Here is a 22702-nt window from a genome sequence, read left to right as displayed (position 1 = left end):
AATAACATGTTCATAATGTCAATCGAGCCATCCCTGTCCCGGCGCAGTCTTGTCAAGTTGCGCAAACGGCTTGCCGCCTTGACGCTGACGGGTGTGTTTGTCCTGCTGTTTTCCTTCTTTTTCATTCAGAAAACGCTTTATGACAGCGCCGTTGAGCATGCCAGCGCCCAACTTGAAGCAACCGCCTTTCGGTTGGGATCGATGTTGTTGCTTCACAATGACGTCGACCTGCAAAAGATCGTGGCGGACAATTCCGATATTACCGTTGGTCTGCTTGATAACCAGCTTAACCAGATAAAGGGCTTTATCCCGCCGCATCTGATCGGTGATCTGGGCGACTATATCAGCACCCAACAAACTGATCGCGATTCCCTGGTCTGTGTTCACAGCAGCGAAGTCATGGTTCTGGCTTATAGCAAACTGCCACAAATCGACCGGATCGTGGTGGCCTATACGCCGCGCAGCGCGCTTTTAAATAACTGGCGCGATGCTTTTATCCTGCACGCGCTGATGTTTGTCATGGCTATGACCATTCTTTGTGGTCTGGCTGTCTGGTTGTGGCATCGCCTCAAACGGCAGCACATGCGTGCTGCCCATCTTGCCGAACATTTCAGCGATACGGAAAATACCTTGGCGGAATGCGGCTGTGCCGTGATCAGTTGGCCGGTGGAGACCAGCGACGGAAAACTGACGGCACAACTGAACTGGCCGGAAATCCTTGGTCCGACAGCCGAAAACATCGAACCAACCATGACGGATTTCCTTGATCGGTTGTCACCGGAATCCCGCACAAAGCTTCGCGGACCGCTAATTGACAATGTCTGGCAAGATGCCCGGATTGGCACCATGGTCGATATCCGCACAGCCAAAAACCAGATGCAGCGTTTCTATCTGATGGCGCATCGCTATAGCGAAGACAATCGGGAATTTATTTCGGTTTTGCTTCTGGAAACTGCGGCCCAACAGGAACTGTGCCATCCGTTTGAAACCTACCTGCGCCATACGCCGGAACCGGCGATTGTGGTCAATCAGGACGGCATCCTTAAGGGGTTTAGCCCCGCGCTTGAAGAGCTGATGGGGTTGCCGGTGCATGACATCGTCAACAAACCTTTCTTTATGCTGTTTGTTCCAGAGGACCAACAAACCGCGATGACGGCCATGCGCCAGAAAAACGGCACTGCGACGATCAGTGATGGCAAATCAATCCTACGCGTACTCGACCGCAAGGGCAATGTTCGCTGGCTGGCCTGGCATTGCGTGGGTCCATTTGACGAGATGATCTTTTGCAGTGCGCGTGATGTGACGGAGTTTGTCGAAAATGCCAACAAGCTGCGCGATACACTTGATCAGCTCAAGCGCAGCAACGAAGACCTCGAACAGTTTGCCTATGTGGCGTCCCACGATCTGCAGCAGCCGCTGCGCATGGTCGCCAGCTATACGCAACTTCTCAAGCAGCGTTACAGTGGCAGCCTTGATCAGGAAGCCGACGAATATATCGACTTTGCCGTCGATGGTGCCAAGCGCATGCACAAGCTGATCAGTCACCTGCTTGAATATGCCAAGACCGGAACGCGCGAAGATTTCGCACCGATTGACTGCAATCAGGTGCTCAACGAGGCGCAAGCGGACCTCAAGGACGTGATTGGCCGTGAACATGCCACCATCACCCATGACGATCTTCCGACCGTCAAAGGTGACCGGATTGCCCTGTCGCGGCTGTTCCAGAACCTTTTATCCAATGCCATCAAATATCGCCGACCCGGCGTACCACCGCATATATCCATCACGGTCGAACCCGACCCGGTGATGCGCGACTATTGGCGTTTTTCGGTGCGCGATAACGGCATTGGCATTCACCCCGAACATGCACAACGGATTTTCCGCCTGTTCCAGCGCCTGCATAAGGACGAGTTTTCCGGAACGGGACTTGGCCTGTCTCTGTGCCGCAAGATCGTTGAACAGCATGGCGGCCGCATCTGGCTTGATACCAGCCGACCGCTCAGCGACCCGGGCACGACCATCATCTTTACGCTTCGGGTTTACCACGCCGAGGCATCACGCATTGGGCAAAACAATCCTTAAGCGTCTCAGCACATGGCAGCATGGCAAGCATATTGCTTGAGACTGAGAGTTAGACGGGCAGACAGGTAAAAGCTGCCCTGTGCCTGTTATGGAGCGTTAGATGTTCAAGACCATGATCCTGTCCCGCCCTGTATTCAAATCTGTTCCGGTGATGCTGGCCCTTTTGGCGCTCAGCGCATGTGGATCGGACATGCGCACCATGAATGACAGCCACATGCAGAAACTGGCTTATTATTTTGCCGAACATGAACCGGGCGCGCCACTGCCGCGAGGTTGGCGTCGTCTGGATGGCGCAGAAATCAATTACCGTTTTGCAAACGAAACATATGCCGTCTATTCAATTGACGAGGACGAGCAGATCCTGGTTATGCATCTTTATGACGATGGTACGGGTCGACTGGAAGCCGATGATGATCGTGAACGTTGCGAATGGAACAGCATGGTCGATCAGCTGACCATCGAATGCGACGACACCGATATGGAATGGCATGTCTTTACCAATGGGCCGGATCTGATCGCGCTTGATCTGGATGAGGACGAGTACGCCATCCTGCGCAAACGCCCCGGTCGGTAAATTTGACCGATGGTCCACAAACAAAACGGGCTGCACCAATGTTGGGCAGCCCGCTTTTTATTCGTATCTTTGGCGAAAGATCAGGCGCGCAGAGAGCCACCTGTGGCTTTCTCAACCGCTTCGACAACCTTTTTGCAGACCGCTTCAATTTCTTCTTCGGTCAAAGTTGCCTTGGTCGGCTGCAACGTGATCGAGAAGGCGAGTGATTTCTTGCCATCCTCAATCCCCTTGCCTGCATAAAGGTCAAAGATCGTCACATCCGTGATCAGATTACGATCGGCACCTTTGGCGGCCTTGATGATTGCCTCTGCCTTCACAGCTTCATCAAGCAGGAAGGCAAAGTCGCGTTCGACCGACTGGAAGCTTGATGCATTCAAGGCCGGACGGGCCGTGCCCTTTTTCTTGGGCATCGGTACGTTTTCAACAAACAGTTCAAACGCGACAACGCGGCCTTTGACGCCAAGCGCCTTAAGCACTTTTGGATGCAATTCGCCGAAATAGCCCAGAACATTTTTCGGACCCAGCTGCAGGGCTGCCGAACGGCCCGGGTGATACCATTCCGGTGCACCTTCAGTATTGACCTGAACATTGGCGGCATTGGTGCCCAGTGCTTCGATCAGGGCTTCGGCATCGGCCTTAACGTCAAAGACGTCGACATCACGGCGTGAACCGGTCCAGCTGCGCGGGGTTGTTGCACCGGAACGGAGACCTGCGGCCACCAGACGCTGATCGCCCGGCTGATCGCCAAAGAATTCCGGCCCAACTTCAAACAGCGCCAGATCGGAAAAACCACGTGCCTGATTACGACCGGCCGCGGCAATCATGTTGATCAGGGCGTTCGGGCGCATGATATCAAGGTCGGAACTGATCGGATTGGCCAGATACAGACCGTCTTTGAGTTCACCAAACAGCTTGGCCCAACGCGAGTCGGTAAAGGACCAGGTCACGGTTTCATAAAGACCGCGCGATGCCAGAACCCGACGGGTCAGGCCAACACGTTTCTGGAACGGCGACAATGCCGGAACTGGCAGACTAGTTTCACGCTCCAGCGGGACTGTCGGGATTTTGTCATAACCGACAATGCGCAGCACTTCCTCGACCAGATCGGCTTCACCGATGATGTCCGGGCGCCAGGTCGGTGCGACGGCGTTAATAACCGGTGCAGAACCACTAACCTCAAAGCCCAGAGATTTCAGGATTTCAATCGCACGGTCTGCTTCAACGGCAACGCCGCCCAGCTCACGAATACGATCAATGCGCAGATCAAAGGCGTTGCGCGGATTTGGTACTTCGCCAGCCTTAACGACATGGGATACTTCACCCCCGCAGATCTCGGTGATCAGATGGGTTGCAACTTCCATGCCCCAGGCAACCGACTGCGGGTCAACGCCACGCTCAAACCGATAGCGTGCATCGGAATTGATCTGAAGCTTACGACCGGTCTTGGCAATGCTGATCGGATCGAACAGCGCGCATTCGACAAACACATTGGTCGTTTCTTCAAGGCAGCCAGTTTCTTCACCGCCGATGATGCCACCAATGCCCAGTGCCTTTGCCTGATCGGCAATCACCACCATGGAGTCGGAAAGCTCGTATTCCTTGTTATCAAGGGCTGCGATCTTTTCGCCATTGGTCGCGTAACGCACATTGATGTCGCCCGACAGTTTGTCGGCATCAAACACATGCAGCGGACGACCAAGGTCATGAGTCACAAGGTTGGTGATATCCACCAGGGCGGAGATTGGACGCAGCCCGATGGCTTCCAGACGGGCTTTCAGCCATTCCGGGCTTTCAGCATTTTTCACACCACGGATGTAACGGCCATAGAAGGCCGGAACCGCATTATTGGTGGCAATATCGCCGCTGATCGTAACGCCAATCGGGCTGTCAAACGCACCAGTGACCGGCTCTTGGCGCGGATCGGCCTTAAGCGTTCCGATGCCCACAGCCGCCAGATCGCGGGCGATCCCGCGGACACCGGTGCAATCCGGGCGGTTCGGGGTCAGGCCGATTTCAAGGATCGGATCATCCGCACCAAGGACAGACGCAACCGGTGCACCGATTTCGGCATCTTCAGGCAGTTCGATGATGCCGTCATGGTCTTCACCAAGGCAGAGCTCACGGGTGGAGCACATCATGCCCTGGCTTTCGACACCACGGATCTTGCCCGGCTTCAGTTTTGAGCCATCAATCGGAATGATCGCGCCCGGCTGTGCCAATGCGACCTTAAGTCCGGTACGGGCATTGGGCGCACCACAAACGACCTGAATGATTTTTTCGCCGGTATTAACCCGGCAAAGCTTCAGGCGGTCAGCATCGGGATGTTGTCCGGCTTCTTCAATGTGGGCGACACGGATGTCGGCAAGGGCTGCCGCGCGGTCGGTCACGCCTTCGATTTCAAGACCAATATCGGTCAGTTTTTCTGCAACCACCTCAATCGACGCATCGGTATCAAGGTGCTGTTTCAGCCAATTCAGTGTGAATTTCATTATCTCAGCCCCTTACCATGTTCGGTACATCCAGCGGCACGAAACCATAATGTTTCAGCCAGCGCAGATCGGTATCGAAGAAGGTGCGAAGATCGGGAATGCCGTATTTCAGCATGGCGATACGTTCGATCCCCATACCAAAGGCAAAGCCCTGATATTCTTCGGGATCAAGGCCACAGGCGCTCAGCACGCGCGGATGAACCATGCCGCAGCCAAGAATCTCCAGCCAGTCGTCGCCTTCACCAATTTTCAGCTCCCCACCCTTGCGCGAACAACCGATATCCATTTCGGCACTCGGCTCGGTGAACGGGAAGAAGCTTGGACGATAGCGCACTGGCACATCATCAAGTTCGAAATAGGTTTTGACGAACTCAAGCAGACAGCCTTTGAGATGCCCCATATGGGTTTTCTTGTCGATCACCAGACCTTCGACCTGATGGAACATCGGCGTATGGGTCATATCGCTGTCAGAGCGATAGGTACGACCCGGCGCAATGATGCGGATCGGCGGGGTTTTAGACTGCATGGTCCGGATCTGCACCGGCGAGGTATGGGTACGCAGTACAAGGCGCGATCCATCTTCCTGTTCGGGCAGATAGAAGGTGTCCTGCATTTCACGCGCGGGGTGTTCCGGCGGAATGTTCAGTGCGGTAAAGTTATGGAAGTCGTCTTCAACATCCGGGCCTTCGGCCAGGGCAAAGCCCATTTCGCCAAAGATCGAAACGATTTCATCAATCGTCTGGCTGATCGGGTGAATGCGGCCCGCGGTTTCATCCGGACGCGAGGACAGGGTGACGTCAATCCGCTCGCCCGACAGACGCGCCTCGAGGGCGGCATCTTCAAGGGCAGTTTTACGGGTTTCGATTGCGCCAGCGACCTGGTCCTTGACGGCATTAAGCGTCTGACCAAATTCACGACGCTGGTCAGGGTCCATCTTGCCAAGGTTTTTCATCAGGCCGGTAATGCGGCCTTTCTTGCCAAGGGCGCTGATGCGAACGTCTTCAAGCGCGGTCAGATCCGCTGCCTTTTCGACTTCCGCCAGAACCTCTTCGCGCAATGCTTCGATGTTTTCCATAACTTCCGACGCTTTGGCTTGGGTTTAAAAATCACAAAAAGAAAAGGGACGGCCAATATGGCCGCCCCTGATCAAATCAGGCAAGTGCCGATGAAACCTTTTTACAAAGGTTTATCAGTCCAGTGCAGCCTGCGCCTGGGTGACCAGAGCTTTGAAAGCTTCCGGCTCACGCACTGCGATGTCGGCAAGAACCTTACGGTCCAGTTCAACACCAGCCTTTTTCAGGCCATTCATGAACTGGGAATAGCTCAGACCGTTCTCACGTGCGCCAGCGTTGATACGCTGAATCCAGAGCGAGCGGAACTGGCGTTTCTTAACGCGACGATCGCGGTATGCATACTGCAGACCTTTTTCCACAGCCTGAACGGCGGTGCGGAAAGTATTGTTGCGGCGACCGCGGTAACCCTTGGCAGCCTTAATAACCTTGCGGTGACGAGCGTGTGAAGACACGCCCCCTTTTACACGAGCCATTTAACTCTCCTTCAACCTTAACCGTACGGCAGGAATTTTTTGACGATGCGGGCATCTGCGTCACAGAGGATCTCCGTGCCACGTGCCTGGCGCTTCATCTTGGTCGGTTTCGCAGTCAGAAGGTGGCGCTTGTTTGCCACGTTGTGACGGACTTTTCCGCTGGCGGTCAGGCGAAAGCGTTTTTTCGCACTCGCTTTGGTCTTCATCTTGGGCATTTTTCTATCCTTGCAAAAGCAATGAAAACGAAATCCCCTACGGCGGCTGGGCATGCCCTGAAGGATCTATATAAACCTTCCAGCCTCACCACCTGTTTTGGGGACGGGTGGTTATAGACTCCGACTTTACCTTTTTCAAGGGCCAATTCAGCCCTTTCCCCTTGCTTTTTAGGACATTGAGCCGCCATTGTGCGCAGGCACCACTTTTTCAGACCTAATCCATCATCGCGCATTTCGCCATCTGACTGATCACATGTCGCAAATCACATCAATCATTTTGCCATTCTTTGCACTGATCGGCCTTGGCTGGATTGGCGGCAAGTTCAAGATCGTTTCACCCGACGGGATGCGCGGCATCAACGGGTTTGTGTTCTATTTTGCGCTGCCCGCCCTGTTGTTCAAGGCACTTGCAACCCGAAGCCCGTCAGAGATTTGGCAGCCTGACATCATCCTTGCCTACGGCGGCGGTACTCTTGTGGTTTATGGCATTTCGCGGCTCATCGCCTCGCGCGTGTTCCATCTTGATCCGGCCAGCCAGACGCTGTTTTCCTTTGCCGGGACCATGGGCAATGTCGGCTTCATGGGGCTTCCGCTGATCATCGGGCTGCTTGGCCCTCTGGCGACTGTGCCGCTGATTGTCGCGCTTGCAGTTGATTTGATTGTGATGTTGCCGCTCTCCCTTTTGTTGCTGGAAGGGACAAAGCACGCAAAGGGCACTCATCCGACGGCCAAGATCATCAGAGGCACCCTGACGAACCCTGTTGTGCTTGCAATTATCATCGGTGTGCTTGCAAGCTTGCTTGATCTGGATTGGCCCGACGGCGTTGACTACTTGCTGGACTTGTTGGGGCAAAGTGCTGGCCCGGCGGCATTGTTTGCCATTGGCGTTGCGCTGGTTGGGCGACCGATTGCCGAAAAACGGGCCGAACTTGCCACCATGTCGGTTGCCAAACTGATTGTGCACCCCATTGCAGTATTTATCGGGTTTTGGATTGTTGGCTCAGCAAGCGGGCTTGAAACAAAGGCCGTCTTGTTACTGGCAGCTCTCCCGACAGCGGGAAATGTGTTCGTGATAGCAACGACCTATGACCGCTATATCGTGCGCAGTTCGTCGATCGTGCTGGTGACCACCGCACTTGGCGTCGTCAGCTTTTCTATCTTTTCGGTCTATATTGAGACGATTGTCGGGTGGCTTGGCCAGTAAAAGGGCCGGAGCGGCCTGAGATCAGAAAGAATGGCCAAAACACAATTAGGCTCTCAGCCGCAGTCAGATTGCTGTCTTGATGGTATGCGCCCGACCGATCCATTTTTCGATTCGGCTCATCAGTTTTTCGCGATTGATCGGTTTCAGGACGAAATCATTGCCGCCGGCGGCAACACCACCCCGCAGATCCTCTTCACCCTGTCGCGCCGTGACATAAATGATTGCACAGGCCAGATCGGGGAACTGGGTCCGGACATTGATCGCGGTCTCGAACCCGTTCATGTCAGGCATCATGATATCCATCAGGATGATGCGCGGACGTTTGGTCTTGAGAAGTTTAAGAAGATCCTTGCCAGAGGAAACACCCTGAAACGTGAACCCGCCGCTTTCGACGATTCGTTTCAGAAGAACCAGACTTTTGGGGTCATCATCGACGCCCACGATCAAAAGATCATTTCCGACTGGCATGGCATTCCCTCTTTGGCTTGAACCTTGGGGTAAAAAGGCAAAACGCCGCGTCTTAACGCGGCGCCAGTACCATAATCATAACACGGCCTTCCATCTTTGGCATCATCTCCGGTTTTGCGAGGTCCTCAAGGTCCCCCGAAAAACGCTGAAGCATGCCAAGACCGAGGTCCTGGTGAGCCATCTCACGTCCGCGGAAACGCAACGTGACTTTCACCTTGTCTCCACCGCCAAGAAACTTCTGCGCAGCACGCAGTTTGACGTTGTAGTCATGGATATCGATGTTCGGACGGAGTTTGATCTCCTTGACCTCGATAACCTTCTGTTTCTTTTTGGCCTCGTTCTGCTTCTTGCTTTGTTCGTATTTGAACTTGCCGTAATCAATCAGCTTGCAAACTGGCGGCTCGGCATTCGGAGCGACTTCGACAAGATCAAGTCCAGCTTCCGCTGCCATTTCAATGCCTTCACGCACCGTCATCGGGTCGGACATGTTGCCTTCAGAGTCAACAACACAGATGGAACGGGCTTTGATATCCTCATTGACGCGCGGACCTTCCTTGGTCGGCTGCATCGGTTTGCGTGGTCGTGCTATGGATAATCTCCTATGGTCATCAAACAAATCGGTTAGAAACAGAAAAACACGCAAGGACGTTCAGGGATGTTTTCCTTGAAACCTGACCTAGCATATCCACGTGCGTTCAGAAAGCAATGATTTTAGGCAATTACAGCGCCCTCAAAGCGCCATTTTCCGCGCCTTTGTCCGAGATCGCCAAATCAAACAAATCCTGCAATCCTAGTCGGTGAGATCAAGGCGCTCACGAATGACATCCATCACCCGGTTTACCGTCAATTCTCGCAGATCACTCTCGCGTATAATACTGACTGCATTAGGAGCGTGCCCGCGGGGTGCACAGCGCTTTGGATCGGACTCACGTGAAAACAAAACCACTGACGGTGCACCGGCCGCGGCGGCGATATGCATCGGACCGGTATCATTGCCGATTGCCAGAACCGAACGCGCTGCAAGCGATGCAATATCAAGAAACCCGGTACGCCCCATCAGATTGCGTGCCTTGGGGCACATCTGATCAATCCGGTTCAGAACATCTGCTTCACTATCGGTTCCGATCAGAACCGGGGTCAACCGATAGTCTGCCAGTTTCTTGGCAAGAAGACCGAACCGCTCAGCCGGCCAGCGTTTCGCCGGACGGTGTGGTGCGCCACCTGGGCAGATCAGAACAAACGGGCTTCGAATGCCAAATCGGTCTAGGTCTATATCGGGCCCTGAAATGTATGGTGCTGGAACATCCTTGATACCGGCATCAGCGAGCTGGTCCGCATGCCGATCAATCGTATGCATATTTGAGCGCTCAGGATTGGCATGTGGATGAGAGCACCCACTCGCAATCCCTGACCATTCCGGCTTGGGTCCTGGCCAAAACAGTTTATAATAAAAGCCGGTCCGGTCGGACGTCTGCAGATCATAAACCCGGTCAAAATTACCGTTCCGAAGAAAGCGTCGCAGCGCCAAGACTTCACGCACTTGAATCAGTTTTGGGCGACGGTCGATAGCGATCGAATCAAAAAATCCGCTGGCCTTCATCAGATCAACATAAGGCCGCGTGGTCAGCACCGTGATATGCGCATCTGGATGGGCGGCACGGATGGCCGCAAACGGACCCATCGCCAAGACAACGTCGCCAAGCGCAGAAAGTTTGATGACAAGTATGCGTTTGCGCTTGGACTCTTCCGTCCCTTCCACAGGCTGTTCATCAACCCAGAAATCATCAGGATTCACGGACATGCTTTCGGTTTTATTGTCGGTCATGCGGCGTTCCCGATGACCCGTTTCAGCGCCTTGGCATAGACATTTAGTGTCCGCTCAGCCATTTGTTCCAAAGAGAATTCTGCAATCACATGATCCCGTCCCTTTATCGCCAACTTGGCGCGCTTTTCAGGTGTCAGGCTAAGAACCTGAACCAAAGCACGGGACAGTTGATCAACCTTGCCTGGACTTACGAGCCAACCAGTTTCGCCGGGCAGTACAGTTTCCATCGCCCCGCCATGCGCCGTAGAAACAACTGGCCGCCCCATTGCCTGCGCTTCAGAGGGGATACGACCAAAAGCCTCCGGCTGAGTTGACGGACAGGCCACGACATCAGCAAGCATGTATGCTGCTGGCATATCGTTGCAGTGGTCTACAATGTGCACAACATCCTCAAGACCCAGCTTATGCGTGATCTGCAAGACCTCTTCGCGATAGCCTGTGCGGCCCTGATCGGATCCAACAATCAAACAGCGAACCTTCCGGTGTCCAAGTGCCTCAAGAACGGCCGGCAGTGCCTTTATCAGGAAACCATGCCCCTTCCAGCGCGTGATACGCCCCGGCAACATGATGACATATTCCTCACCATTCAAACGCCATTGGTTGGAAAGCGCAATCAGGCGTTCCTGACTGACATTTTCCGGATTGAACAAATCAACATTCGTCCCACGCGGGACGATATTGAGACGATCCGGATCGACCTTGTAATATTTGTTGATGTGATTGGCGATGTGCTTGGAAATCGCAATCACCTGATCACCCATGGTCATGATCGCGTTATAGCGACGCTTGAACGGGTTGTTGTATCCTGAATAGGTGCCGTGGAAGGTCGTCACAAACGGAATGCCGGTCTTGCGCGCCGCAAAATACGCACTCCAGGCCGGGGCACGCGATCGGGCATGAATGATATCAACACCCTCTTCACGGATCAGCTTGACCAAAGCATCGATATTCTTGCGCATGGTCAGAATATTCTTTGATTTAAGCGGCAGGGTGATGTGCTTGGCACCAAACCGATCAAGTTCGCGTTCGAGCCGACCGCCTTGGGATGCGACAAGTGCCTTGCCACCGCCATCGACAATAGCGCGCGCGATATCAACCGTGCCGCGCTCCACACCACCTGCATCAAGTTCGGGAAGCACCTGTAAAATAACGGCAGGCCGATAGTCCCCACCTTGCGCTTGGGGCTCTGATCGATAGACTGTTTCTGTCATTACTTCTGACGCGCTCATGCAACTCCAACCATCAACACCCAAGGACATACGCCCCGGATGACCCATGACCTGCCAACGCCACAGCCTGAAAAGCCCGAATATCTCAACCGTCCAGATGGTTTAAAAATCGCATACCATCACGTGCCGGGCAAGCCATCTGACGTACAGGTGCACAATACACCCGGTGTAATGTTTCTCGGCGGGTTCATGTCAGACATGACCGGCACCAAGGCAACCCACCTTGAGGCGCACTGCATTCGGCAGGGGGTGGCTTATACCCGCTTTGATTACACTGGTCACGGACAATCGTCGGGCAAATTTGCCGATGGCACCATCGGTCAGTGGGCACGTGATGCCATTGCAGTTCTTGATGAAATCACCTCCGGCCCACAGATTCTTGTCGGTTCTTCGATGGGCGGCTGGATCATGCTTCTCGCAGCCCTCGCCCGACCGGAACGCATTGCCGGATTGGTTGGCATCGCCGCTGCTCCTGACTTTACCGAAGACCTGATGTGGGCGCAGTTCAGCGAAGAACAGAAAAACACGATTATGGATGAAGGAGCGCTGATCGAACCGACCGAATACGGTGATGATCCTTATACGATCACTCGCGATCTGATTGAGGATGGCCGCAATCAGCTTTTATTGCGCAAGCGGATTGATCTGAAATGCCCGGTCCGGCTGGTTCAGGGTATGCAGGACCCGGATGTGCCATGGCAGACAGCGATCCGCCTGACCGAGGCGCTGGTATCTGAGGATGTCCGCGTGGATTTGATCAAGACCGGCGATCATCGGCTTTCGAAGCCAGATCAGCTTGACGTGATCACCAAGCATATCGACGAAGTGATCGCAAAGACGGTAAGGTAAGTCGCCGTCTTTGCATCAATTTCGGGTACGGCAGACGATCAGGCCAGAACGACCTGATCGCCTTTTATTTTCACCGCAACCGGTTCAAGCGCATCGCCCGTGCACGGACCTGAAACGCATTCGCCATCCTCGATGCGAAAGCGTGCGCCATGAGTTGAACAGATGATTTCATCGCCAAAGTCGCTGATGAATTCATCCGGTTCCATATCCAACGGCACACCGATATGCGGGCAGCTGTTGATATAGCCAAAGACCTCGTCACCACTGCGGACAACGAAAATACCGGTACCACCGAGATTAAGACCCTTGGCACCAGTAGCATCGAGATCGCTGAGCGCACAAAGCACCGTGCCGGGCGCAGGCAAATCACTCATGGATCGACCCCGCCCATCTCGCAGATCGCCGCCCAAGACGCGTCATCAATCGGCATGACAGACAATCGTGATTGTTTGAGCAGGGCGAGATCGGCAAAGCGCGGATCAGCCTTGATATCGGCAAGGGTCACTGGCGTTTTCAACGGTTTGACCGTTTCGAAATCAACCTGAACAAACTTGCCCTTTTCGTCGGTCGGATCCGGGTAATATTCGCGCACCACTTTAACAATCCCGACAATGCGTTTTTCATTCACCGAGTGATAAAAGAACGCCTTGTCGCCGATTTTCATCGCGCGCAGGTTCTTCGCTGCCTGATGGTTACGCACACCATCCCAGCCTTCGACACCCTTCTTGACCTGATCGTCCCACGACCAGCTTCCCGGTTCGGTTTTGACCAGCCAATACGCCATGGATCAGAAGACCTTCTTGAACGGACGAATAACAACGGATTCGAACAGGCCAGCCTTGGAATAAGGATCATTGGCAGCAAATTCGCGCGCATCTTCGATGGCATCAAACTCGATGATAAAGACCGAGCCGTTCATGCCTTCCATGTCGGGATCAAGGGTCGGACCAGCTGCGACAATGCGATCAGCAAAACCGCCTTTGATATAGGCCAGATGGTCTTCGCGATTGGCCTTGCGCACATCAAGGTGGCCGGGCTTGTCAACACAACGGATGTAGAAATGCATGAACGGTTTCCTGCTTCTTTATGGGTTCAATATCCATAAATTGACAGAAGCCCCGCGCATTCTCAAGCCGAACTGCGCGGTCAACAACCACAAGGCCAGAATTTAATCGGCGTTTTCAAGCTCATCACGGAACGGGCGCTGCAACAGGGCATTGATCGTGCTACGCAGATCCGCATCGTGATTGGCGACCTGATCAACCGCCGCACAGATCGGCATTTCCACACCATATTTGCTGGCGACGGCGGTGATGGATGCCGCGGTATGCACGCCTTCGGTCACGGACCGGCGTTCGGCCAGAATGTCCTGTGCCTTGCGGCCTTCGCCCAGCGCAACACCAAAGGTGTAATTGCGTGATAACGTCCCGGTACAGGTCAGGGTCAAGTCACCAAGGCCGGCCAAGCCCAGCATGGTTTCAACCCGGCCACCCATGGCAACCGCCAGACGCGACATTTCGGCAATACCACGGGTAATCAGGGCTGCACGAGCGTTATCACCCAATTTCAGTCCGGCCACCACGCCACTGGCAATCGCCAGAACGTTCTTGATCGCACCAGCCACCTCAACACCAGCGACATCGGTACTGAAATAGGGACGGAATTCCGGCGTGCCGATCAACTCGACCAGGCGTTTACCCAGGGCACGATCTTCACAGGCCAGCGTGATTGCGGCTGGCAGGCCGATTGCAACCTCCTTGGCAAAAGTCGGCCCCGAAAGGACCGCCACCGGCACGTTTCCAAGGGTTTCAGAAACGACCTGTGCCATCAGCGCACCAGTTTCCTTTTCAATCCCCTTGCAGCAAATTACCGCCGGAAGCTGATCTGGCCAATGCGATGACAATTTGATCAGGGTTTCGCGCAAATGCTGCGCAGGTGTCACCAGCAAAACCGCATCAGAATCACGCAGGCCTTCGTAATGTGTGGTTGCGCGCAAGGCTCCCGGAAGCTCGACACCCGGCAGGTAAAGATCGTTCTCACCTTTGGTGTTGATCCGGTCGGCCAGTTCTTCGTTGCGCAAAATCAGTTCAACGTCTTCACCGGCCCGCACAGCCTGAACAGCCAGAGCCGTTCCCCAAGCACCGCCACCCACAACTGTAATGCGCTTTTTCATGATGTTTGTCCGGCAAAAATGAAGTTGTTTCGAGGATCGGCAAATACGTCAAACACGCTGGATGGGCCTTACGCCTTGACCCCGGCACCCGGGCGTTTGGGGGCCTCAGGATCCAGTGGCCAGCGCGGACGCGGCTTGAAATCAAGATCATCGCGCTCACCCAAACGAAACCGCTCCAGACCGGCCCATGCAATCATCGCTGCATTGTCGGTGCAAAGATGAAGCGGCGGTGCGACCAGTTCCATCCCGGCCTGATCGGTCAGTTCCACAAGACGCCCACGCAGATACTTGTTGGCCGCAACCCCACCGGCAAGCACCAGCGTTTTGCCACCGGGGTAATCGCGCATGAATTCAAACACGGCATTGCGCGCGCGATCAATCAGGGTATCACCCACCGCGCGCTGGAAAGATGCGGCAAGGTCGGCTTTGACCTCATCTGTTTGTTGTTCGACCGGAAAGCCATCAAGATAAGTCCGAACAGCTGTCTTTAGACCCGAGAAGGAGAAATCGCACCCCGGCCTTCCACGTAATGGGCGCGGCAAACCGAACCGGTTCGGATCACCCTTGGCGGCAATCTTTTCAAGCGCCGGACCACCGGGATAACCAAGCCCCATCATCTTGGCGGTTTTGTCAAACGCCTCGCCGACCGCGTCATCAATGGTGGTGCCGATGCGCTTGTATTTGCCAACACCCTCGACAATCAGGACCTGACAATGACCACCGGACACCAGCAACAGCAGATAGGGAAATGCGACGTCGTCGGTCAAACGCACAGTCAGCGCGTGACCTTCCAGATGATTGACGGCAAGGAACGGTTTTTGGGCGGCAAAGGCAATCGCCTTGGCCGTCATGGTACCAACCATCACGCCACCGATCAGCCCCGGCCCCCCGGTGCAGGCAACGGCATCAAGATCATCAAAATCAACACCGGCATCATCCATGGCCTCGGCCACCAGACGATCAAGATGTTCAAGGTGGGCACGTGCCGCAATTTCCGGCACCACCCCGCCATAGGGTCGATGATCGTCAAGCTGGGACAACACACGGTTTGCCAGAATTTCGCGCTTGTCGTTCACGACAGCAGCGGCCGTTTCATCACAGCTTGTTTCGATACCCAGAACGATCATGATCCTGATCCGTTTTACCAACTCTGCCGACACGGACGGCAATCGGAATCCTATTACAGGTGTGACGATGATGTAGCGGAAAGTTCCTGCGCTTTCCACCCCCGTGCAGCGCAAGTGCCATATGCAGTTATCGCGCTTCACCAAGGCAGCGAAGATTTTGAACCGCGACCTAAATCAATGCAGCCCAGTTTCGAGCGATTACAATAACCGAAAATTCAGCCTTTTGCCGGTGGTAATAGGCTGCCCGCAGACCTTGTTTTTAAACAGTTTTAAGACTAAGACTTCACTCATGACAGATACAGCAAAACTTCGCATCGGTACCCGCGGTTCGCCCCTCGCTTTGGCACAGGCGCATGAGGTCCGTGACAAACTGGCAAATGCCCATCCGGAACTTGCCGAAGAAGGCGCAATTGCCGTCACCGTGATCACCACAACCGGCGACAAGATCCTGGATCGTGCCTTGTCGGAAATCGGCGGCAAGGGACTGTTTACCAAGGAAATCGATGATGCCCTTCTGGGTGGCGAGATCGACCTTGCTGTTCACAGCATGAAGGATGTGCCAACTGTTCTGCCCGATGGCATGATCCTGCCAACCATTTTGCCACGCGAAGATGTTCGTGATGCATTTATTTCGCTGAAATATAAAAGCTTTGCCGAAATGCCCGCCGGGTCCGTGATCGGATCGGCCAGCCTTCGTCGTCAGGCCATGATCCTGAACAAATATCCCGACCTCAAGGTCGTGACATTCCGCGGGAATGTGCAAACCCGTTTGCGCAAACTCAGCGAAGAACAGGTTGATGCCACGCTTCTGGCAATGGCGGGCCTGAACCGTTTGGGGCAGCCTGACATCGCCACAGCCCCGATTTCAGAAGACGATATGTTGCCAGCGGTTGCGCAAGGCGCCATCGGCATTACCGTCCGCGAAGATGATGCACAGTGCAAAAACTGGCTTGCTGCACTTCATTGCGAAACCTCTGCCATTCGCGTGGCAGCAGAACGTGCAGCGCTTAAGGCACTTGATGGATCATGCCGCACCCCGATTGCAGCACTGGCCGAGTTTCAGGATGATGGCAGCCTGCGCCTGCGTGTATCGATTGTGCGCCCGGACGGCAGCGAACGCCTTGATACCGAGCGCATGATCGCCAAACCGGATATCGCAACAGCGATGGCGGCTGGCACGGACGCCGGTGAAGAACTCAAGCAACGTGGCGGACCGGACTTCATTTCCGCCTGATCTTGGTAACAGACTGGGACGCAGATGGGACCCTTGGTGCTAAATACCCGGCCCGATACCGACTCTGCCGACCTTTTGGCAGCACTTGATAAGCGCGGCTATCGTCACCTGTCGGCGCCAATGCTGAATATTACCTTTCCGGTGCCGACAAGCCCGCTTGATATCAAGAAATACCAAGCAGTAATTTTCACATCGGCGAACGGGGCCCGGGCATTTGCCAAACTGACCGGGGATCGGTCGCTTCCGGCCTATTGTGTTGGCGACGCGACAGCCAGAACGTGCGCCACATTTGGCTTTGATGATGTTTGTTCGGCAAATGGTGACATCAACGATCTGGCAGCGTTAATTCGCAAAAAAGTTGATCCCGCACATGGACCACTATTCCATCCAGCCGCGCGTAAAACGGCGGGTGATCTTGGCCAGATGCTTTTGGCTGATGGATATGACGTCGATCGGCAAACCGTTTATGAAGCACGCGAAAGCAATTCGTTCCCAGAAGACGTTTTAGAGGCGCTTCGCAATCATCATATTGAAGCTGTTTTATTTTTCTCTCCCCGCACTGCGGAAACCTTTGTTAAGCTGGTCCGCAGCTATAAGCTTGAGAGAGACTTTTCCGGAACAAGCGCGATTTGCCTAAGTCCGGCGGTGCAATCGAAGATATCCGATCTTACATGGTATAGAACACGCGTTGCATCACAACCGACACAAGAATACCTTCTTTCCGAGCTAGGGTCCCTGTCGTAATGGCTTCCTGCGCCTGACGCCGTCTTGGGAATAACCGCAAACTGCAATGGTCTGATCGTGAAAACACCAGAAACGCCAAAAACCAATGCTTCCGCAAAATCGGCCGACACCAAAGAGTCGTCCGACACCATTTCCGTAGATAGCAAAGGCAATGCGAAATCGTCGGCCAAAGCGGCCGATACCGGCACAAATGCCAAATCCAGCGTGCCAAACTCAGGTACGGTCAAATCTGGTGACACCACCGCGAAAAAGGACGGCAGCCCTGCGGACAAAACCGCAAGCAGCACAACTACCGCAGCAACTGGCACGTCAAAATCCGACACCAAACCCGGTGACGATAAAAAGTCATCGGCAGCGAAATCGAGCGCGCCCGCAAAACAGAAAAGCGGCGGTGGCAAAGCGCTGTTTTTGTTTGTGATCATTATCGTCGGTGCCCTGGCAGCAGGCTGGCTGACACGCGCAATCTGGTGGCGCGATGCAGAACCGGTTCTGACCCAGTATGTACCAAGCGACATTCTTGCCGAAATCGCACCTGAGGGCTACGGCCCGGATGCGACCAATGGCAGCGAGATTACAGTCAACAACACCCCGTCAGACAATGGTTCATCTGATGGTACAACGCCTCCGGCCCCCAACGAAGATGCCGCCATGGCCGAAAAGGATGACGGCGTGTTGGCGACCGAGGGGATGCTTCCGACTGTTACGGATGAAAGCGCCTCGACCGCGAACTCCCAGCCCATCCCGGATGGATCTGTTGTCATTGATCCGGACCTGACCGAACGCCTGTCGCGTTTGGAAGGGACGATTGATGCTCTGCGCGAACGTCTGAACAACGAACGCGGCGATACGCTGAACAACACGGTTGCACGTCGCATGGCAGAGATCGAAACCCGTACCGCCCCGATTGAGGAGCTGGCACGGGTCGAAAGCGAACTGGCTGGTGTTGCCAATGAAATGCGCGAGCTGTCTGCCCGCCTGTCGACCATGGAGGAAGAAATCCGCGCGACCAGCGGCCTGCGGGTTGAAAGCCGCGGTCAGGCCATTGCCATGGCCGTGACCATTCTGCGTGATGCCCTTCAGCGTGGCGGCCCGTTTGTCATTGCGCTGAACCAGCTTGAACGTAGTGCAGGCGATGACGCAGTCATTGCAGAACAGATCGCAACCCTGAAACCGTTGGCAGATCAAGGTGCACCGACCCTTGAAAAACTGCGTCAGTCTTTCCCGGTGATGGCACAGGAAGCAGTTGCGGCCGCCACCGATGATCATTCGGGCAGTGTCCTTGATGCAACTTGGGCGAACATCAAAAAGCTGGTCCCGATCCGGCGTGTTGATGCCGCAGGCGAAGAGTCGCTTGAAGGTCGTCTGGTTCTGGCGGAAAACGCGTTGGCGCAGGATGATCTTGATGCCGCTGTTGCCGCCCTTCAGGGTATAGAAGGCGATCACGCTGCGGCCGCGGTAAGTGACTGGCTTGAGGCTGCCGAAAACCGTCAGACCCTTAATCAGGCAATTGCGACTCTGAGTTCACACGTGATTACCATTCTGACCAGTACCAGTTCGGAGGGCAGTCAATGATCCGCCTTCTGATATTTATCCTTATTACGGCAGCACTGGTTTTCTGCACCGTCTGGTTTGCCGATAATCCGGGCCGCATGACGATTGTCTGGCTAGGATATCGCTTTGATGGATCGATCGGCATGGTCGCGCTGGGCCTTTTGGCGCTAACCGCCGTGCTCGTCCTGCTGTGGCGCGGGTGGACAATCATTGCCAATTCGCCGGGCTGGCTTGGCCGTCTGCTGGGCAGCCGCCGCCGCAAGAAAGGCCAGCAAGCCCTGACCATGGGATTGCTGGAACTGGCGTCAGGAGACGTGCGCCAGGCGCTGAAACATACCCGTGCGGTCGACCGGTATCTTGAAGACGATACCCTGACCCGGCTTTTGACAGCACAGGCGGCAGAATTGGACGGCAATAATGACGCCGCCAAGCGCCAGTTTGAAGCCATGCTGGAAAAACCCGACTCCGCATTCTTTGGGCTGAGGGGCCTTTTGCAATTGGCGTTGAAGTCCAATGACCGCGAAGCCGCCCTTGATTATGCCGAACGGGCACACCGTCTGCGTCCACGCAATCCGGCGGTCATCGTTACACTGTTTGACTTGCTGCTGACCTCAAGACGCTGGGACCGGGCGCTTAGCCTGTTGGTTGATGCAGAAAAGGCCGCCGTCTTTAGCGAAAACGAACTGACACATCGCCGGGCGCTTTTGATCACGGCCAAGGCAGAAGACGCGATTGCCGAGGGCGAAAACGCAGAAGCCACCAAGCTTTTGCGCAAGGCGCTGAATTCTGCACCCGATTTCACCGGTGCGGCTGTGCTTCTGGCCGGGCTCTATCGTGATCTGAAACAGGATAGCAAGGCACGCGACGTTGTGATGCAAAGCTGGCGCACAGCCCCGTCGGCGGCATTGGGTGCGATTTTCCGTGAAACGCTGACCGGCGATCCGTTGGCAAAAGTCAAAGCGGTCGAAAAACTCGTCGCGACCAACCCCGGTCATGTCGAAAGCCAGATTGTTCTGGCCGAAGCAGCGCTTGAAGCCGATCTTTGGGGTATTGCGCGCGGCAACCTTGAAAAGGCCAAGGCCACCAAGGCCGAAGCCCGGCATTACCGGCTGTTGGCCGATCTTGAATTGCGTGAAAATCAGGATGGCGCGAAGGCCCGTGAGTTGCTGATCAAGGCAAGCCACGCCAACCCGGATCCGGATTGGCGTTGCGGGGCCTGTGGAGCCGAAACTGACCGCTGGGTTGTTTCCTGCCCGTCCTGTCATTCGTTTGGCAGTGTCGACTGGCGCGCACCGCTTCGTGTTCATCAAGATGACGCCGCCAAGGAAACCGCAAAACCGGAAACCGCAAAACCATCTGCGATTACACAAACTGGCGTCCTGATTGATCAGGATACAGACTCGGATGACGCCAAAGATGGCAAGGCAACCGTCCAAGCCTGATGTTTCGTTCTGATGCTATCAACACAAAACCCCGCAGGGCATCCCTGCGGGGTTTTGCTTTTAAAGTCCGAAACGCCTAGTGGCGGAAATGACGCATGCCGGTAAAGACCATGGCAATGTCATTTTCATCGGCTGCGGCGATGACTTCTTCGTCACGCATAGAACCACCTGGCTGGATCACAGCGGTCGCACCCGCCTTGACGGCTGCCAGAAGGCCGTCGGCAAACGGGAAGAACGCATCAGACGACACGACTGAGCCCTGGGTGCGCAGATCGCTCTCTCCAGCATTCTTTCCAGCTTCTTCGGCTTTCCACGCGGCAATGCGCGAGCTGTCGACACGGCTCATCTGACCAGCACCGATACCGACGGTCTTGCCGTCTTTGACATAGACAATGGCGTTTGATTTGACGTGCTTGCCAACGCGGAAGGCAAACAGAAGGTCATCAAGCTCTGCCTCGGACGGCTTGCGCTTGGTCACGACCTTAAGCTCTTCGCGTTTCACACGACCAGCATCGCGGTTCTGAAGCAGGTAACCGCCTGCCAGCGAACGCAGGGTCATGTCTTCACCTTCCGGATCGGCCATGCCACCGGTGACCAGAAGACGCAGGTTTTTCTTCGCTGCCAGAACTTCCTTGGCCGCGTCATCTGCATCCGGGCAAATCACGACTTCGGCAAACAGTTTGGCGATTTCTTCGGCCGTCTGTTTATCAAGCGTACGGTTGACAGCGATGATGCCACCAAAGGCCGATACCGGATCACAGGACAGTGCCTTGTGATAGGCATCAATCAGGCTATCACCCTCGGCAACGCCGCACGGGTTGGCATGCTTGATGATCGCAACAGCCGGCTTTTCATCGAACTCGGATACCAGTTCGAACGCGGCGTCGGTGTCGTTCAGGTTGTTAAACGACAGTTCCTTGCCCTGCAGCTGGGTCGCGGTGGCCACACCCGGGCGGTTTTTGCCGTTGGTATAGAACGCAGCCTGCTGATGCGGGTTTTCACCGTAACGCAGCGTCTGTTTCAGTTCGGCAGAAACATTCAGGCGCTGCGGGAAGGTTTCACCAAGTTCACCAGCAAACCAGCTGGAAATTGCCGAGTCATAAGCACCGGTGCGGGCGAACGCCTTGGCGGCGAGAACGCGGCGGGTTTCAGCAGTGGTGGCACCTTGATTGCCCTTCATCTCGGCAACGACGCGGTCATAATCAGACGGATCAACAACCACAGTCACGGACTCGTGGTTCTTGGCCGCAGAGCGGATCATGCTTGGGCCACCGATATCGATATTTTCGATGCAGGTGTCGAAATCGGCACCCTTTGCAACGGTTTCCTCAAACGGATACAGGTTCACACAAACCAGATCAATCGGGGAAATGTCGTTATCTTCCATGGCCTGCATATGGCTGGAAAGAGAACGGCGGCCCAGAAGGCCACCGTGAATCTTCGGATGAAGAGTCTTGACACGACCGTCCATGATTTCGGGAAAACCGGTGTGATCGGCAACTTCCTTGACCGGCACGCTAGCAGCTTCGATCGCCTTGGCAGAGCCACCGGTTGACAGGATTTCAACGCCCTGTGCGTGGAGGGATTTGGCAAATTCGACCAGACCGGTCTTGTCGGAAACGGAAATAAGCGCGCGCGCAATACGAGCAGTCATTGGGTTCGCTTTCATGCATCAATGTGATGAAGGTTGCGGACCCATTGATGATATATCGGCCCACAAAATCAGGAATGCGCATGGCTGCTCGTGCATGCGAAATGAAAGTGTGCGGGCAAACCGGCCTTTATAAGGGATCGGAAAAAGGTTTATCCAATCCGGGCCGACACATGATCAATGAGTCCGAACCATGTTTCGCGCGGAGCTTTAGCATGTGCGACGCAAAATGTGGACCCCGAATTCTTGCATGGCGGCTTTTAACAATCAGGCCAGCAAACCTTGTCGTCCAGCAAAAA

22 protein-coding genes are annotated in these 22702 nt (G+C 54.9%); 8 read left to right on the top strand and 14 right to left on the bottom strand.

What is annotated here, in order from left to right; all coding sequences use genetic code 11:
• Positions 1-6 precede the first annotated feature (6 nt).
• Complete coding sequence (locus tag B2T33_RS17430) at positions 7-2082, top strand: sensor histidine kinase (protein WP_286792727.1); 2076 nt, start codon at positions 7-9, stop codon at positions 2080-2082.
• A gap of 100 nt (positions 2083-2182) precedes the next feature.
• Positions 2183-2656 (top strand): hypothetical protein, encoded by a 474-nt coding sequence (locus tag B2T33_RS17425; protein ID WP_286792726.1) that lies wholly within the window; start codon positions 2183-2185, stop codon positions 2654-2656.
• Between the two features lie 80 nt (positions 2657-2736).
• Here the strand turns inward: B2T33_RS17425 and pheT are convergent, their stop codons facing one another.
• From pheT to rpmI, 4 genes are all read right to left on the bottom strand, one after another.
• The gene (gene pheT / locus B2T33_RS17420; RefSeq protein ID WP_286792725.1) at positions 2737-5145 is read right to left on the bottom strand and encodes a phenylalanine--tRNA ligase subunit beta; all 2409 of its coding nucleotides are present in this window, start codon (positions 5143-5145) and stop codon (positions 2737-2739) included.
• A gap of 4 nt (positions 5146-5149) precedes the next feature.
• The gene (gene pheS, locus B2T33_RS17415; RefSeq protein ID WP_063086571.1) at positions 5150-6220 is read right to left on the bottom strand and encodes a phenylalanine--tRNA ligase subunit alpha; all 1071 of its coding nucleotides are present in this window, start codon (positions 6218-6220) and stop codon (positions 5150-5152) included.
• Positions 6221-6334: 114 nt separating this feature from the next.
• A complete protein-coding gene (rplT, locus tag B2T33_RS17410; protein ID WP_008888574.1) occupies positions 6335-6691 on the bottom strand; it encodes a 50S ribosomal protein L20 in 357 nt (118 codons plus the stop codon).
• Between the two features lie 17 nt (positions 6692-6708).
• Positions 6709-6906, bottom strand: a complete 198-nt coding sequence (gene rpmI, locus B2T33_RS17405; protein ID WP_008888575.1) for a 50S ribosomal protein L35 — start codon at positions 6904-6906, stop codon at positions 6709-6711.
• 253 nt (positions 6907-7159) lie between these two features.
• Here rpmI and B2T33_RS17400 point away from each other — a divergent pair, with 253 nt between their 5' ends.
• Complete coding sequence (locus tag B2T33_RS17400) at positions 7160-8110, top strand: AEC family transporter (RefSeq protein WP_286792724.1); 951 nt, start codon at positions 7160-7162, stop codon at positions 8108-8110.
• 63 nt (positions 8111-8173) lie between these two features.
• On the opposite strand, the gene B2T33_RS17395 is transcribed toward B2T33_RS17400, so the two are convergent.
• The 4 genes from B2T33_RS17395 to B2T33_RS17380 form a co-directional block, all read right to left on the bottom strand.
• Entirely contained in the window at positions 8174-8578 is a 405-nt protein-coding gene (locus tag B2T33_RS17395; RefSeq protein WP_008888577.1) for a response regulator, read from the bottom strand.
• A 52-nt stretch (positions 8579-8630) separates the two neighbouring features.
• Complete coding sequence (gene infC / locus B2T33_RS17390; protein ID WP_008888578.1) at positions 8631-9146, bottom strand: translation initiation factor IF-3; 516 nt, start codon at positions 9144-9146, stop codon at positions 8631-8633.
• 222 nt (positions 9147-9368) lie between these two features.
• Positions 9369-10403, bottom strand: a complete 1035-nt coding sequence (locus B2T33_RS17385) for a glycosyltransferase family 9 protein (protein ID WP_371810682.1) — start codon at positions 10401-10403, stop codon at positions 9369-9371.
• Complete coding sequence (locus B2T33_RS17380) at positions 10400-11632, bottom strand: glycosyltransferase family 4 protein (RefSeq protein WP_252724003.1); 1233 nt, start codon at positions 11630-11632, stop codon at positions 10400-10402. Before B2T33_RS17380 ends, B2T33_RS17385 begins: the two co-directional genes overlap by 4 nt.
• A 39-nt stretch (positions 11633-11671) precedes the next feature.
• Between B2T33_RS17380 and B2T33_RS17375 the strand changes: the two genes are divergently transcribed.
• Positions 11672-12481 (top strand): alpha/beta hydrolase, encoded by an 810-nt coding sequence (locus tag B2T33_RS17375; protein WP_252724004.1) that lies wholly within the window; start codon positions 11672-11674, stop codon positions 12479-12481.
• Between the two features lie 38 nt (positions 12482-12519).
• Here the strand turns inward: B2T33_RS17375 and B2T33_RS17370 are convergent, their stop codons facing one another.
• From B2T33_RS17370 to tsaD, 5 genes are all read right to left on the bottom strand, one after another.
• Entirely contained in the window at positions 12520-12855 is a 336-nt protein-coding gene (locus tag B2T33_RS17370; RefSeq protein ID WP_197146212.1) for a Rieske (2Fe-2S) protein, read from the bottom strand.
• The gene (locus B2T33_RS17365; protein ID WP_197146213.1) at positions 12852-13265 is read right to left on the bottom strand and encodes an EVE domain-containing protein; all 414 of its coding nucleotides are present in this window, start codon (positions 13263-13265) and stop codon (positions 12852-12854) included. Before B2T33_RS17365 ends, B2T33_RS17370 begins: the two co-directional genes overlap by 4 nt.
• A gap of 3 nt (positions 13266-13268) precedes the next feature.
• On the bottom strand, positions 13269-13547 hold the full coding sequence (locus tag B2T33_RS17360; RefSeq protein WP_197146214.1) for a YciI family protein: 279 nt from the start codon (positions 13545-13547) through the stop codon (positions 13269-13271).
• A 102-nt stretch (positions 13548-13649) separates the two neighbouring features.
• Complete coding sequence (locus B2T33_RS17355) at positions 13650-14654, bottom strand: NAD(P)H-dependent glycerol-3-phosphate dehydrogenase (RefSeq protein WP_197146215.1); 1005 nt, start codon at positions 14652-14654, stop codon at positions 13650-13652.
• Between the two features lie 68 nt (positions 14655-14722).
• Positions 14723-15781, bottom strand: a complete 1059-nt coding sequence (gene tsaD / locus B2T33_RS17350; RefSeq protein WP_008888586.1) for a tRNA (adenosine(37)-N6)-threonylcarbamoyltransferase complex transferase subunit TsaD — start codon at positions 15779-15781, stop codon at positions 14723-14725.
• A gap of 289 nt (positions 15782-16070) precedes the next feature.
• On the opposite strand from tsaD, the gene hemC reads away from it, so the two are divergent.
• The 4 genes from hemC to B2T33_RS17330 are packed head-to-tail and all read left to right on the top strand — an operon-like array spanning position 16071 to position 20752.
• Positions 16071-17015: a hydroxymethylbilane synthase gene (gene hemC / locus B2T33_RS17345; RefSeq protein ID WP_286792723.1), complete on the top strand. Its 945-nt coding sequence runs from the start codon at positions 16071-16073 to the stop codon at positions 17013-17015.
• A 36-nt stretch (positions 17016-17051) separates the two neighbouring features.
• Positions 17052-17759, top strand: a complete 708-nt coding sequence (locus tag B2T33_RS17340) for a uroporphyrinogen-III synthase (RefSeq protein WP_286792722.1) — start codon at positions 17052-17054, stop codon at positions 17757-17759.
• A gap of 57 nt (positions 17760-17816) precedes the next feature.
• Entirely contained in the window at positions 17817-19331 is a 1515-nt protein-coding gene (locus B2T33_RS17335; protein ID WP_286792721.1) for a COG4223 family protein, read from the top strand.
• Positions 19328-20752 (top strand): heme biosynthesis protein HemY, encoded by a 1425-nt coding sequence (locus B2T33_RS17330; RefSeq protein ID WP_286792720.1) that lies wholly within the window; start codon positions 19328-19330, stop codon positions 20750-20752. Before B2T33_RS17335 ends, B2T33_RS17330 begins: the two co-directional genes overlap by 4 nt.
• A gap of 76 nt (positions 20753-20828) precedes the next feature.
• Here B2T33_RS17330 and purH read toward each other — a convergent pair whose 3' ends face one another.
• The gene (purH, locus tag B2T33_RS17325) at positions 20829-22406 is read right to left on the bottom strand and encodes a bifunctional phosphoribosylaminoimidazolecarboxamide formyltransferase/IMP cyclohydrolase (protein ID WP_286792719.1); all 1578 of its coding nucleotides are present in this window, start codon (positions 22404-22406) and stop codon (positions 20829-20831) included.
• Positions 22407-22702: the final 296 nt, after the last annotated feature.

The sequence above is a fragment of the Thalassospira sp. UBA4513 genome (genome assembly GCF_002388495.1).
GTDB lineage: Bacteria > Pseudomonadota > Alphaproteobacteria > Rhodospirillales > Thalassospiraceae > Thalassospira > Thalassospira tepidiphila.
The sequence above is the reverse complement of the archived record's forward strand: the minus strand, read 5'-3'. Positions and strand labels throughout refer to the sequence as shown.